The 14,723-nt window shown below is 68.6% G+C and carries 7 protein-coding genes and 1 tRNA gene; 2 read left to right on the top strand and 6 right to left on the bottom strand.

Features of this window, described 5'->3' with window-relative positions; translation table 11 throughout:
• Positions 1 to 83: 83 nt before the first annotated feature.
• The 3 genes from ACSMXO_RS14625 to ACSMXO_RS14615 form a co-directional block, all read right to left on the bottom strand.
• A complete protein-coding gene (locus ACSMXO_RS14625) occupies positions 84 to 272 on the bottom strand; it encodes a hypothetical protein (RefSeq protein ID WP_318402260.1) in 189 nt (62 codons plus the stop codon).
• A 664-nt stretch (positions 273 to 936) separates the two neighbouring features.
• Positions 937 to 7,242 (bottom strand): RHS repeat-associated core domain-containing protein, encoded by a 6,306-nt coding sequence (locus ACSMXO_RS14620; RefSeq protein ID WP_455418151.1) that lies wholly within the window; start codon positions 7,240 to 7,242, stop codon positions 937 to 939.
• A gap of 119 nt (positions 7,243 to 7,361) precedes the next feature.
• Positions 7,362 to 10,838 carry an RICIN domain-containing protein gene (locus ACSMXO_RS14615; RefSeq protein WP_455418150.1) on the bottom strand — a complete coding sequence of 1,159 codons (3,477 nt, stop codon included), beginning with the start codon at positions 10,836 to 10,838 and terminating at the stop codon, positions 7,362 to 7,364.
• Positions 10,839 to 11,510: 672 nt separating this feature from the next.
• Between ACSMXO_RS14615 and ACSMXO_RS14610 the strand changes: the two genes are divergently transcribed.
• Complete coding sequence (locus ACSMXO_RS14610) at positions 11,511 to 11,981, top strand: recombinase family protein (RefSeq protein ID WP_455418149.1); 471 nt, start codon at positions 11,511 to 11,513, stop codon at positions 11,979 to 11,981.
• 318 nt (positions 11,982 to 12,299) lie between these two features.
• Here the strand turns inward: ACSMXO_RS14610 and ACSMXO_RS14605 are convergent.
• Both ACSMXO_RS14605 and ACSMXO_RS14600 read right to left on the bottom strand, forming a co-directional pair.
• Positions 12,300 to 12,371: transfer RNA gene (locus ACSMXO_RS14605), tRNA-Val, on the bottom strand.
• Positions 12,372 to 12,421: 50 nt separating this feature from the next.
• Complete coding sequence (locus tag ACSMXO_RS14600; RefSeq protein ID WP_455418148.1) at positions 12,422 to 13,039, bottom strand: TIGR02611 family protein; 618 nt, start codon at positions 13,037 to 13,039, stop codon at positions 12,422 to 12,424.
• Positions 13,040 to 13,313: 274 nt separating this feature from the next.
• On the opposite strand from ACSMXO_RS14600, the gene ACSMXO_RS14595 reads away from it, so the two are divergent.
• Positions 13,314 to 13,745 carry an SsgA family sporulation/cell division regulator gene (locus ACSMXO_RS14595; protein WP_101365276.1) on the top strand — a complete coding sequence of 144 codons (432 nt, stop codon included), beginning with the start codon at positions 13,314 to 13,316 and terminating at the stop codon, positions 13,743 to 13,745.
• Positions 13,746 to 13,884: 139 nt separating this feature from the next.
• On the opposite strand, the gene ACSMXO_RS14590 is transcribed toward ACSMXO_RS14595, so the two are convergent.
• The gene (locus ACSMXO_RS14590; RefSeq protein ID WP_346261466.1) at positions 13,885 to 14,661 is read right to left on the bottom strand and encodes a glucose 1-dehydrogenase; all 777 of its coding nucleotides are present in this window, start codon (positions 14,659 to 14,661) and stop codon (positions 13,885 to 13,887) included.
• Positions 14,662 to 14,723: the final 62 nt, after the last annotated feature.

Raw genomic sequence — 14,723 nt, 5'->3', positions numbered from 1 at the left:
CCTCAAACACACCCTCAGCGCGTTGCGGAGCGCATCCGCCTCGACCTCGCGGAGTGTTCCGGAACCTTACGAGCAGTTGTCGGTCATCGTGAGCCCTCCATCGCCGACATGACTGTGGAGGCGATGGTGTACGAGTCGTCCCGGTGCAGTGTCCACTCGCGGTCCCCGGTGACGATCTGGATCCGTCCGTCCGCGAGCACCCGGACGGTGAGGCCGAGGGTTTCGGCGTCGCGCTCCGCGAAGACGGTGACGAGTGCGGTTGCGTCGGTCATGGTTGTCTGGCCTCTCGGCTAGCCGGCGTGGTGGTCCACCCTCCGTTATCTCACCCTGGACCACCGCGTCAGGTGCATCTCGGAGTTCCGGCTGGTGTCGACCGAAGGTTGGATCGAAAACACCCCTGGCCAGCATCGCCTCAAGGCCGCGGCGGCAGTGCGTGAATCAGCGGTCCAGCGCCGCCCGGTGCGCGTGGTCCGGCGGGCGCCCTCGCCGGACCAGCGCTTTCGGGCAGCAGAACGCGGTTCGCGTACTGCCAACTGTGCCAGACCGTACGTGGCAGGATAAGAACCGTGTTCCCTGTTCAGGGCCCATCTGTGACCGTCGCGGCAGTCAGATACCGCACCGCACCCGCAAGATCCTGAGAGCCTTCCGGGCCCTGGTCACGCCACGTCGTGCGCTGCTCAGCAGCTACGGCGGCAAGCTCGTACCGGCGTCACCCTTACCGGCCGTGCGCGAGCTGGCGAGCGAACCATCAGGCTCAATGAGCCTCTTCAACCCTCCCCTTACGGTCCGACGGACCGCAAGATCGGTCGCGGTGCGTACGCACCGCGCGGTCCAGGTTGAACGGCAAGGAATGTGAAACAGGCCCTGGAGAGCCTTCAGGGGCAGAACGAAGATCAGCGCCGCGAGACGCGGCGCTGATCTTATCCAAGTGCCGGCCTACTCCTTGTCGGGATCCATGCTGACGAACTTTTGCCCTGCGTCCCCGAACCCCTTTTCGATGCCGAAGGATACGGCGTCCTTGAGAAACAGTGCGGCGTCGGTGCCGCCGAGACTCGCTTCCGTCCGCTCGCCGTTGGCGATCGTGGCGTTGGCCCTGGTGAGCATGTCGACCCGGCCGGCCGCGCCGGACGGCATGGCGCGGGCCGCCGACTGCGCGACACGGGCCGAGTTCATCCCGGCCTGCGCCACCCGGCCAAGGCCGAACGTCGCCAAACCGGCCGCCTCCCAGCCAGCGGTTTTCCACTTCCCCTGCCTGGCGGCGTCGCCCATGTCATAGGCGGTCATCGCAGCCGCGCCTATGGCGCAGATAGCAGAGCAGAAGGGAAGAAACGCTCCGATGGCCAGACCCATTTTGAGAATCTTCCAACCGTTCTCGCCCGGCTTCATCTGGTTCCCCGCCCACTTCCCCGCGGCGGCAAGGCCCCTGCCGGTCGACTTGGCCAGCCGGCCGGCCCCGCGGGCGATGCTCCCGGCTCGTTTCTTTATCCGGTTGATGTGCGGGGTTACCTTCTTCCACGCCTTCTTGACCTCGTCCTTGACCCAGGTTTTTATCCGCTGGACCTGCGTGACCCATTCCGTGATGGTTTTTCGGATCGTGCGCCAGAGTTGCCTGACCTGCTCCACCATCTTCGTGACTTGTTTCCAGCCCCACTTGACGAGGCTACCGATGAGCGGGATCTTGGTGACCCATCTCACGGGCTCCCAGGTCGTCACGGCCACCCAGAACCTTTGCCAGTAGGGCTTCTTCTCCGTCACGGTCCGGACTTTCATCTTCTTGACGTGGCGGGTGCTGATGACCCACCGATCACCGTCTGGGTCGGCGTAGGTGACCGGGTTGTTGTTGGCGTAGGTGTAACCGTTGACCTGTTGCGGCTCGCCGTGGTCGATCACCGGGTCGACCGAGATGAACCGGCCGAGCGCCGGATCGTATTCGCGGGCGCCGAGATGGACCAGGCCGGTGCCGGGATCGGCGGTGCCGCCGACGAATGCCTTCTCGCCGGGCAACGCCACAGCCGCGCCGCGGAGTTCGCCGTACGGGGTGTGCCTGCGGCGCTTCACGTTCTGGCTACTCGCGTCGATGCTGATCTCCGGCGTCCCGTGATGGTCGAGCGCGAGCCAGTTCAGCGCGTTGTCGGCCGAGGTGCGAACCGCGATGGTACGGCCGGCGAAACTGTAGTACCGCGTGCCGGTCACCGTGCCGTTGGGCGCCAGGCGCAGCTCGGTCTCGCCGAGGTAGAGCGTGGTGCCGTTGGCATCGCGCCGGATCAGCCGGTTACCCCCGGCGTCGTAGAGGAAGCTCGTGGTGACGCCGGCCTTGGTGATGCTGCTGACGTGGCCTTCCGCATCCCAGCTGAGACTCTGCTCGCCGGTTCCCTTGCGCCGGCTTGCCATGTTCCCGGCGGCGTCGTAGCCGAACTCCTCGACCTGCGCCGCGCCGTCGGGTCCGGTCGTGGTCACTCGGTTTACCCCGTGCGGCCTGGCCTGGCCTGCGGCCGGATAGTTGTACGCCGTCGTGGTCCGAGCGCCACCCAGGACGGTACGGGTCTCCGAGAGCCGGTTGCCGGCCTTGTCGAACGTCCACGAGTGCCAGTACGGCGCCGGGCCACCGAGCGCGCCCGCCGCTGGCGCCGCTTGGCAGTCACCCGAGGTCGGTGTCCACGCCTCGGAAAGCCGTCGAAGGTAGTCGTACCGGAAGCACTGGGTCTCCTCGGCGTCCTCGGCCTGATCGGCGATCGACGTGATGTTGCCGGCCGGGTCGTAGGCGTAGACGAGGTCGGCCACGCGTTGCGGCGCTGTGTCGCGGGAGACCACGGCCCGGGTCAGCCGGTGGGTGCCGTACTCGTACTCGTAGCCGAGCCGAGTGGCCGATCCCCCGGCCGAGAGCGTCATCTGGCGTAGCTCACCGAACTGGGTGTAATCGGTGGCGGTGACGTAGCTGCTCGCCCCGCTGAGCGTGACCGCTTGCCCGAGGACGTCGTACCCGCTCCTGAGCTGCTCGGCGGGCAGCCCACCGCCGGCCGGCAACCCGATCGTGTCCAACGAGCCGTCCACTTTGTACGTCTGGCTGAACTCGTACTTACCGGCCAGCGCCCGTTCGCTCGCCGGGATGGTGATCCGCGTCCCGGTCGGCCGGCCGGCGACGTCGAACCCCGTGACCTCGGAGATGTAGGCGCTGGTGCCGACGTACCGAGTCGCGGCGATCTGACTGCCGCGGGCCGGTGTGCCGTCGGGGAGCGCGTCGTAGGTCCGGCTGGTCAGCTTCGTGCCGCTCGGCGATCCCTCGAAGGACGCCGTTTGCCGGCCGAGGATGTCGTAGGCGTGCGCGAGGGTGATGTCGCGCGCGTCCCGTGTCGCGACGACGTCCCCGGCATCGTTGTAGGTGTAGTCGGTGGCGCCGCGGTCCGGCTCCTCAGTGCGGATCCGGAGGCCGCGCAGATCGTAGCTGTACCGCCAGACGTTTCCGGCCGGGTCGGTAACCGTGGCGAGTTGGCCGCGGTTGGTGTACGTGTACTTCGTCGCGTCGTACGTGCCGCTCGGCGAAGCGCCGTGGTACTGGCGCAGCTCGATCAGGTTGCCTTCCACGTCCGTGATGCGTGTCGTCGGTGCCTCCCCGTCGGGCGGATCGACATCGTGCCGGTTGACGCCGTAGGTGTGCGTGGTGCGCCACTTCTCCAATCCGTCGACCATGAACATGATGTTCGTCGGGCGCTCGTTCTCGTCGAAGACGGTGCGTAGCTGCGCCGGCATGGTGTTCTCGTCCGCGATGACCACGTCGGAACCCGGTGGCGCGTCGTTGTAGTACGGCCCGTTCTCCTTCGTCACGAGGCCACGCGAGTCGTAGAACTTGTCGCTGAGGATGCGGCCGCCGCCGGGTGCGGGCTCCTGTGTCTGCCGTGGCCGCATCAGCCCGTCATAGAGCTCGTACTCGGTTTCGTAGTCGCCGTTGGGTTGCAGCGTCCGCGAGGCCACCGCGTTGGCGCCGGTGGTCCGCACCAGGTAGCTGTACTCCGCGCTGGGCGTCTGGGTGGTCGCCCGGCCCGGCAGCCACACCTTGACCAGCCTGCCCAGCGGGTCGTAGCGCAGCTCGGTCCGCCGGTCGTTCGCGTCAAGGACGGCGGTTTCCTCGCCCCAGGCCGGGTCGTACATGGTGCGGGCGCGGTGGCCGAGCGCGTTGGTGACATCGATCTGGGTAACCGGGCCACCGGTGGCCGGGGTGTAGGCCGTCGTCGTCCGGGCGCCCCTGACGTCGTACGCCTCGATCTCGCGACCGTGCACGTCGTAGCTCGCCCGCTTCGTCGTCACGTAGGTCGGTGCCCCGTTCCGCCACCCTGTCAGCTCTTCGGTCCGGGTGATCTCGCCGCGCACCGGCGGCGCACCGAGCGTTGTGCTGCCGTCGTAGTAGTGCCGGACGTCGGAGATGAGGTCGTCCGGGTACGCGGGGGCACGGTCACAGTTCACCGCGACGGTCTCGATGCGGTACGGCAGGTTGATGATCCATACCGACTCGTTCCTCGTGTACGAGTAGCGGGTGCAGGTGTCGTCGTCCGGGTTCGAGACATCGTTGAGGTCGTTGGAGCGCAGCACCGTGCCTTCGGCGTCGTAGACGTTCTCCGCGCCCGTGTTCTGCCAGCCGCCCGAGCCGTTGGCCTCGCTCTGCCGGACCTTGCCCTCCTCGACCCGGAATGCCTGGGTCGTGCCCCAGCTCCGGGTTCGGGTGGCCGTAGCCCCGGACAGCCACGGGTCGGTGATCTCCTTCTCGTGCACCGCGCCGCCGGTGGTGTACTTGATGTTCTCCCGCGCGACGTTGGCGAACTGGTCGGAGTCGCGCAGCCGGGTGCCGGCCGAGTCGGTGATCCAGACCTCCTTCTTCCCGCCGGACGCGGTCCGGTCGCCGTCCATGCCGCGGAAGTACAGCGACTCGGTGAGGGACCGCGGGCCGCCCACCGGGCCCTTGTGGACCCGGACCCGGTCGTACCCGCGCCACTGCGACCAGCTCTTCTTGTTGTCCGGCACCATGCCGTCGGCCTCGTCGAACCGCCAGGCCGGTGTGCTCGGGTACTCGATCCTCGTCACCACCGGCGGCAGGCCGGTGGTGCGATCGACCTCGGTCACCTCCGTGACCACGTACTTGTTGAACCAGTCAAGGCGATCGGTGCTCTGCCCGTCCGGCGTCCATCGGGTCGGGTGACAGCGCTTGGTGTTCGAGTCGGGCGCTGGCAGGTTGCCGGGTACGGCGCACTCCTTCGGCGAGTAGGCGATCGTGATCTCGCCGCCCGAGTCGAGTTGGATCCTGTTGACGCGTAGCCAGTTCATCGGCGGGATGCCGTCGACGCCGTCCACCCGGTTGGGCAACTGGATCGGGTCGAAGGTGATCGGGGGCAGGCTCGCCTCGCCGCCGACGAGGCCCTTGTGCTGGATCGAGGCCAGCCACATTCCGGCCCGGGTGCCGTCGCCGGGGCTCGGGTACGAGTGGGTCAGCGTCCACGAGTCGACGTTGCGGTAGGAAGTGCCGCCCCAGACCTGGGTCGTCACGGCGGCCAGGCGCTTTTGGGTCCAGAACGTCGGGTTGTATTTGTTGGTGCAGCTTGTGGTGCTCGTGCACGCCTGGTCCCACGGTACGTCCGGCCAGTTCGCCGGCGACGAAGCGGTGCAGGTGGTGCCGGGGATGCACCGGTCCGCCTCGGTGAACAGCACGCGGCCGACCGCCTGCTTCGAGTAGACCTCGCCGTCGCGTTGCCCGTAGTCGATTCGCTTCAGCCAGCCGCCCCGGGTGTAGGTCGACACCTTGGTGGCGGTTATGTTGCGGGCATAGTTGTTCTTCTCGGTCCCGTAGAACAGGCTCATGGTGTTGCCGTTGCGGTCCACGACGTAGTCGAGGTTCCACCGCCACGCCTGTTGGCAGTACGAGGTGTCGAATGTGGACTTGTAGCATGGCTCGCCGGAATGGTTGCCGAAGACCGGTACCGTCCAGACGGAGTTGGTGACCTCGTTGTTCAGCGCCCAGCCGGTCGGCTTGTGCTTGCCGAAGTAGTACTGGGTGCCGTCCGGGGTGGTGATCCGCCAGTATTCCCCGTTGTCGTCGCCGTTGTCGCCGTCGGTCAACAGCTCCACTTTGGTCCCGTCGTCGACGCGCGACTTCCACTGTCCGGTGGCGTCGTCACGAATCAGCTCACCGCCGCGCCCGTTGAGCGCCATGACCGCGTTGTCGAAACTTCGGGCACGCCCGCCGTCGGTCGCCCAGCACAGGTCGCCGGTCTTGCGTCCGCTGTTGTTGCCGCCGGTGGTGTCCTCGCCACACGACTTGTACCGCCGCTCGATGTAGCCTCCCGGGTCGAACGCGAACCCTTCCCCGACCCACGACGGCTGGTTGTTCGTCGACGAGGTCCGGCCGTCGACGCCGCCGCTGGAGTAGCCGAGATCCATGGTCGGCTGCGGCCCGCTGAGGCCCGGAACGGTCTCCATGGGGTAACGCCAGTTGAAGTCGCCGGAGGAGGTGCCGACTGACCAGGTGGAGGAGGGCGACAGCCCGGTGGCCTTGAAGTCGCCGGCCCCGGAGGACGCGGCGGCCATGACCGCGAACAAGCCGGACCCGCTCTTGGCCTGCACTTCGATATCGCCGCTCAGCCGGCCCGAGCCGTCATTGCGGGTGGCGATCGGCGTACCGGCGCACTCTTGGAGGTCTGGTGTGGACAGCGCGCACTCCGGTAGGGCCATCAACCGCAGCCGGGTTGCCCAGTCTCCACCGTAGGCGTCGCGAAAGGTGGAGTAGTCGACCTCGAGGTTGACCTGGCCGGCAATTGCCACGCCGTCGGCGCGGTTCACCCGTAGCAGCAAACCGTCCGCGCGCCGTGGCAGCATCTCGACCCGTACCCGGCCGGGTGTTGCCGAACGGGCGGCGGTGGTCTTGCCCGCGCCAACCGACACCGGCAGCTTTCCCGCCCGAACACGCGCGTTGCCGGCGGCGTCCGCGCTGACCGCGGCGCCGGCTGTGGCCAGGCTGACCTCCGCCTTACCCGGCGTGGGCCAGGAGACCGCAGGGGTACCCCGCAGCGCCAACTCCTCGTCAAGGCCCGGCTTGGCTTCCGGTACCGACACCGGCCGGACGGCCGCCGAGCGCTCCCTGGCGAGCGAGAGGTCATCCGCCGGTGCGGCTGCCGCCCGTTCCGGGATACCGCACACTACCGTCGCCGCCATCACCGCCGCCAAGGTCAGCCCTACCGGGCGACGCACCACGTGGTCCACGATTCCTCCCCTGGTCAGCGGCACATCGATCGGTCCGCCTCGATGCCTAGCTAGCCGTCATCATGTCGTTTCGGCAGCACAGAAAACGCACAGGGAGCTGCCGGCCGAGGTATCCGTCGTCACGGCTCCAAGCGGAGCGCGAACCGTTGGTCGTCCGGCGGTACGGCCGCGCACGGGGCCTGCACAACTTGCGCGCCGTTGGCGAGGCTCGCACCGCTGACCTTGAGGCACTTGTCGCTGTGCACGACCCGCAACTGCACCACCGGCTCGTACCCGCCGCCCGCCACCAGGTCGAGCCGGAACTGCTGGTTGGGTTTTGCCGCACCGACGTCATGGCACACGTACTGGAGCGTCTTCGCGTTGTCCAGCAGGCTGTACAGGCCGATATCGAGGCACTTGTCGGCCGCGGTCCGGATGTGGAAATACGGCGAGCCGCCGACCCGTTCGAACCGGAACGTCTCCCAGGTCGCCGTGGCCACGCAGTCCCACTGGTCCAGGACCACGTCGTTCGCGGTGCTCCCGCCCGGTACGTCGAAGCACTTGTTGCTGTGCACTGGATGGATCCGGTATCGCCGGTTCGGGTCGACGTGCACGGTCGGCCTGGCCTCGCTGACGTATCCCTCCCAGTCGGCGCGCTTGTCGGCGAACCCGCTGCCGGTCGAGACAAAAGTGTAGAGACGGCGCTTGCCGGCACCGGTGTCGTACAGCGAGGCGATGTCGGTGCGGCCGTCGGCGTCGAAGTCGCCGGCGGCCAGGGTGCCGCGGCTGGCGTCGAACCCGCCCGCGCCGCTGCTCCACCGGGTGGTCGGCGTCCAGACGGCACCGTCGCCCTTGAAGGTCACCAGCCGTGCGGTGGCGTTGCCGTCGTCGTAGAGCGCGACCACCTCGGCACGGCGGGCGGCGTCACCGTCGACGTCCCCCGCGACGAACCGGGCCCGCCGGGCGTCGAACCCACCGGCCCCGCTGTCCCAGCGCGTCACCGGACCGCCGAACACCCCGGCGGCGGCGTGGTGGATCCGCATGTGTGTCTGGGCCGTCCCCATGTCGTGCATGTCCACGACGTCGTCGTCGCCGTCCGCGTCGACGTCGGCGGCGACCAGGTTGGCACCGGCGACCCCGGCACCGGTGGCGCCGCTGTCCCAGCTCAACGCGGGGGCGGCGAAACCGGTCCCGGTGGAGAGAAACGCCCAGAGCTTGAGCTGGCCGTTGGCCAGGCCCTGGAGCGCGGCGATGTCGTCGTCGCCGTCCGCGTCGAAGTCCCCGGCGGCCACCTTCAGGTGGCTGAGCCGGAACATGTCGCCGGTCCACACCGGCTCGCTCACCGCGGAAAACCGGTTCCCGTCGGCGGGCAGCAGAAACAGCCGCACGATCCGGTCGGCGTCCTCGCGGAAGATGGCCACGTCGGTGCGCCCGTTCCCGTCGAAGTCGCCGACCACGCTCCGCACCAGGTCGGCCGGGAACCCGCCGGAAACACCGGTGTCCCAGGCGACGTACCCGGGATGGAAGCCGGCCGGGGCGGAAACCAGGTTCCACACCGCAGTCTGTCCGTGGCCGTGGTCCACCAGCGTGGTCACGTCGGCGCGCCGGTCCCCGTTGACGTCCGCGGAGATCGCCGGATCGCTTACCGTACGGCCCCGGGCCACAAGTTGGTATCCGGAGTTGAGCCCACTGCTGTTTCCGGCCCGGTCGACCGCCCGCGCGTAGAGAGTCCGGCGGACGTCACCGGTGTCGGTGGCGAGCTGCGGCCAGAGCGTCACCGGTACGGTGGCCCGGCCGTCCGGCCCGGCGGCCACCCACATGGTCGTGACGTCCTGGCTGAACCCGTACCGGTAGCCGGCGACGTCCGTCTCCCCGCCGCTCGGGGCGAAGGTGATCGTGCCGACCTCGCCGACCGACCTCACCGGGGTCGGGCCGGGATAGTCCGTCGAGGTCAGCGCCGGCGGCGATGGCCGACTCGTGTCCACTGTGAACCAGCAGCGCGCACTGTACGGGCCGGTCAGCCCGGAGTCGGTGGTACGGGCTCGGTAGCTGAAGACGGCACCGGGCTGATCGGTCGGGAGCGCTCCGAACGGGACCGGCGGCCAGCGCACCACGCTGCCCGAGCCGACCGTGCCCGAGGAGAGGCTGGTCAGGACCGTCTCGCCGGAGAGGATCTCCAGCTCGTTGGTGACGTTGTCGCTGTTCGGGTCGTAGCCGACCGCGGTGAAGGTCGGGGTCGTGGTACTAAGCGCGGTCGGCGCCGCGGCGGTGCCACACGGCGTCGGCGGCACGGTGGAGACACTCGTCGGACTCTCCGGCGGAGTGTTGTACTCGATGTTGAGGCGCGCGGTGGACTGGTTGAACCGCTTCCAGTAATCTCCCTTGCCCTCGACATCCTTGTTGATCTTCAGCCCGAAGCCGATCGCCTCCTGCGGGCCGTTCACCCCCCGCACCGCCTCCTGCACGACCGGGGTGACCGTGTCGGGGTTCAGGCCGAACTCCATCAGCATCGGCGGCTGGGCGCAGGCCGATTTGTTGGCCTTGCCCTTGCGGGTGTCCAGCGCCGCCCCGCCGAGCCAGTGCCCCGCGCTGTTGTTCCAGGTCACCGGCGTGGCCGGGTCGATCAGCTTGGTGTGCCACAGCTCGACCGCGGTTTCGGCGCAGACCCCGGTGTGCGTCATGGAGATCGAGAACCAAGCGCGGTTAACCGTCGCCCTGGCCACCCTGGCGACGTTCACCTGGAAGAGCGTCCGCCACGGGCCATCGGTGGTGTTCCACACCGTACCGACCCGGACGTCCTCGCGGTAATGGGGGTCGGTCCAGTACGACTCGCCCGCATCGTCGGCGTTGACCAGGGTCCACCGGTACTGGGCCGCGCTGTACGACGGGTCGATGTAGACCGGGTACCGGGTATCCGGGTCGGTAAGCATCTCCTGGTCCGGGATCACCACCAGTTCACCGGGGTTGACCTCCAGGTCCATCACCCGCTGCCGCCCCGGCGCCGGCCCACCCTCGTCACCCTGGCCGCTCTGCGCATCCGCCGACGCGCTCCGGGGAGCGCCGGCCGCCGCAGGCGGCTTCGGAGTGCTGTCCCACATCAGCGGCGGGCCGGCGGCGAACACGGCACGGCCGGTGGCGTCCACGGCCACGCTGCTGCCGTCCGCCCCCGCCCGCAGGGTCAGCTTCCGGGTGCTGGTGCCGAAGCGGACCCGGCGCAGCGCCGGATTCGCCGCCGCGGCCGCGTTCTTGACGACGAGGAACTGGGAGAAGCCCACCGCGCTGACCCGGACCTGCAAGTCCACCCCCGGCAGCACGCCGGGGTAGGTCGCCGTGTCGCCGTCGAGGACCGGCGCCGGCAACGGCGCCGGCCAGGTCAACGCCAGCTCGGCACCGTCCTGCTCGGCGGTCACCAGCGGGCCGGAGCCGCCACCGGACAGTCGCAGCCCGATGGGGGTCGCTCCCGGCGACACCCCGCCGACCGCGTCGCGGACCAGCCGGGTGTCGATCGGGACCCATTTGCCGTCGCGCTGGGCCCGTACCGGCATGACGTATTGCTCGAGGGTGCGGGTCCCGGACGGGTTCGCGAACACCCTCGCTGTCTCAGTCCGTTCGCCCACGATCTCGACGGGAACACCAGTCCGCCGCGCGGCCTCGGCCGCCCGGACCGCCTCGGTCCCGCCCACCCGGCCGGGTACCACCTGCGCGGCCGACGCCGGGGACAGAGCAGCGTGTGCCGACCCGAGCCAGGCTGCCGAGCCGGCCGGCGCGGCCGACCCCAGAACGAGCACCGCCAAGAGAGCCGCCGACCAACCGGCGGCACCGAATCGAGGCGTCATCGCGGCCTCCGCTCCTCATCCGCGTTCCACCGTTCGCGCCCCCGCCGAGCGCGAGTCGCATGTGCGTGCAGCACCAGGATGAGTACGGAACCGCACATTTTCCGCACAGCCCGCGCGGTGATGGCCGCTACGCCGACACTCCACGACCTGCCACCCCGCGCACGCGGCCGAGCCACGAGCGGAAGCGGGGGCGCCGACGGCCGGGCGCGGTCCGCCGCCCGGACCTCAAAACCCCACCCAAAGATTGCGCCGGGGCTCGGAGCCTCTTCACGGCCGCCCGGGCGACTGGCCAGCCCTCGTCCAGTTCAGCTACGTCGTGTCGTCACACAATCTCAACCAAGGTGCCTGGTCAGTACACCTAGCGGATGCTGCCGCCGAGGTTGTCCCAGCCTTGCCAGCCGTCCGGTGCGTAGGTCTTCAGGTAAAGACCGCCGTTGGTGCCGCGATGAACACGTGCAGCGTGCTGCCGTCCACGAGGACAGTGGGGTCGAGGCCGGCACCGTCCGGCGCATCTTCGACCTCTACCCGCGGGACCGGCGCGGCACGAACGCCATCGCCGGCATCCTCACCGAGCAGGGCCTGCGAACCCACACCGATAAGCCATGGTCACATCACACCGTCACCCTGCTCCTGACGAACCGGATCTACCTCGGCGAAAAGAACTTCCGAGACATCACCGTCCCCGACGCCCACGACGCGATCATCACCGCGCTGCTGGATTTCTACACCCACCGTGGCGACCTCATCGAACAAGCCATCACCGAGTTTCAGGCCCAGCACGCCGCCGACAACTCACGCCAACGCAACGAACTGACCGCCATCACCCGAGCACAGAAAGACACAGCGCCACCATCGACCGGTACCTCGTCGCCTTCGAGAAAGGCACCCTCGACGACGAGGACACCCACGTCCGCGACCGACTGACCACGCTCAAAGACCAGTCCAAACAGCGCGGCCACCGAAAGGCACAACTGAAATTCGAGCTCGACGAGCCACCTCAGACCCTCACACCGGCCGACCAGACCAAGATCCGCGAGCAGATCAGAGAGATCATCGCGGACGGCGTCCCCACCGCCCGCAAGGCCATGCGCGAAGCCCGCATCAAGGAAATCATGATCATCGCCGACGACGCCGTCCGCCCGATCTTCAAGCTGCCCCTCGCTGGCAACACAGAAGGGCTGGTCCTCGACGGACCAGCCCTTCTGGACAGCAGAAACGCGGTTCGCGCGCTGCCAACTGCGGTGGGCGATACTGGGATCGAACCAGTGACCTCTTCGGTGTGAACGAAGCGCTCTCCCGCTGAGCTAATCGCCCTCAGCGCGGACGACTGTACCTGATCGACCGGAGTCCGCGCGACTTCGGGGTCAGTGCGTCGCGATGTAGTGCATGAACCTGGCGATCAGGTCGATGCCGAGACTGGCCCGTACCGACAGCCAGACCACCACCGCCACGAACACCAGCCCGACCGAACCGAGGACGATCCGGACCAGGAGGGACTGTTCACGTACCCAACGCGCCCAGCTCTGTACGTGCCGGCGGGTGAAGTTGAGCAGCCGTTTGGCCCAGTGGAACTCCACCGCCCAGATACCCAGCCCGCCGATGACGATCAGCCAACCGGGCCCCGGGAGCGGAATCAACGCGAGACCGAGTGTGACGACGATCGCACCGGCGACCGCCACGAACACCTTCAACGCGATCCGACCGGTCGGATTGGCTCGGATGATCTCCAGCGTCCGGCGTACCCGTTGCCGCCGGTTCTGCGTCACGAACGGCTCGAGCGGCACTTCCGCGCCGGCACCCGTGGGTGACTCCGTCGCAGGTCCGGACCGGTCCCCCCGTGGGACGCGCTCGTCGTCGGGCACGTCGTACCTCCGCTCTTCGACCGCCCCCGCGACGCCGGAGCGGACCCCGGCGCCAGCCCCGTTCACGCTCGCCGCGCTCGGCAGAGCCGCTTTCTCCATTGAGGATGGATTCGTAGCCATTTCAACCCCCAGTGTGGCCCGGCCCGTCACTCAACAGGACGACTGGACGTTACCGGAGTGAGTCGACGGCTGAACCATCCGGCGTCGGGTGGGATCGAGTACCTGGGCAGAACTGGACATCCTACATAAAGATTCGATTTCGATCGGCGGCTAGGAAGCCTCTTCCCACTACTGGGTGATATCAGCGTATGGCGGAGCGTAACCATGAGTAGCACCTGAGGATGGGAAAGGCGGGACACATACGTCCCGCAGCGGTGCCGGGGGGAGAACGTCCATGAGTGTCATCCGACCGACCACGGTCGAGGTCGAGACGTCGTTAAGGCTCGTTGCACCTGACGCCACGGCTCTGCCCGTGCGTGCCAGCCTGCGCTACGACCCAGCCGACCCGTATGCGGTCCATGTCCTGTTCCATGCGGAATCCGCCGGTGGCGAAGCGGTCAGCTGGTCCTTCGCCCGGGAGCTGCTCGTCACCGGCCTCGACGAGCCGGCCGGGATCGGCGACGTCCGGGTCTGGCCCTGGGCCACACCCCGGGGCGACTTCGTCGCGCTCGCGCTCTCATCACCGGACGGTAACGCACTGTTCGAGGTGCCACGTAGCGTCCTGGTCAGGTTCCTGCGCCGGACGTACGTGGTGGTCCCCCGGGGCCGGGAAGGAGACCACCTCGACGTCGATACGGCGGTCAACCGGCTGCTGGCCGGTCGCTGAGCGTTTCCCGCGACTGCGAGCGCGGGGCACGTCACGCCGCTGGAACGCCACGCCGCGCGGACCCTGCCGAGGTCCGCGCGGCGTCTGCGCCGTTCGCGATGCCCGAGATCGGGTCTGGGATGCCCGACGTCGGGTCTGGTCAGCCGTGCGTGGTGATTCCGCCGTCGACCGGTATGACCGCTCCGGTGAGGTATGCGCCGGCCCGCGAGGCGAGGTAGATCGCCGCCCCGGCCATGTCGTCGGGCCGGCCGATCCGGCCGAGCGGCACCTGGTGCTCGATCGTCGCCCGGGTCGCCGGGTCGTCCAGCGCGAACGCCATCATCTTGCTCTCGAACGGGCCGGGGGCGATCGCGTTCACGGTGATGTGCTCCGGGGCGAGCTGATGGGCCAGGCTCCGGGTCAGCATGTGCACCGCCGCCTTGGTGGCCGAGTAGGCGTACACCTCCATCCACGGCACCCGGATCCCGTCGATCGAGCCGATGTTGATCACCCGGGCCGGGTCGTCGGCGCTGGCCGAGGCGCGCAAGGCGGGCAGCAGGGCGGTGGTCAACTGGAAGACCGCCTTGACGTTCACCGCCCAGAGCTTGTCGAAGGCGCTCTCCGGGTACGCCTCCAGCGGTGCCCCCCAGGTCGCACCGGCGTTGTTGACCAGTACGTCCAGGGCCGGCACCCGTTGCAGGATCTGCTCGGCGAGCCGAGCCGCCCCGGCCGCGCTGGAAATGTCCGCCGGGATCGCCTCGCAGCGACCGAATCCGGAAAGCTGCTCGGCGACCTCGGCACAGACGTCCGCCTTGCGGGACGAGATGATCACCTGGGCGCCCGCCTCGACAAATCCCCGGGCGATCATCAGACCGATCCCCCGGGTGCCACCGGTGACCAGCACCGCCTTGCCCTCGACCGAGAACAGACCTGGCATGCACACCTCTGAAGGTTGTAGGTCGATCGGCGCCGGGATACGGACCGACCGGCTTGGCTTAC

Source organism: Plantactinospora sp. DSM 117369 (assembly GCF_053764795.1).
This window is presented reverse-complemented; position numbering and strand designations above follow the sequence as displayed.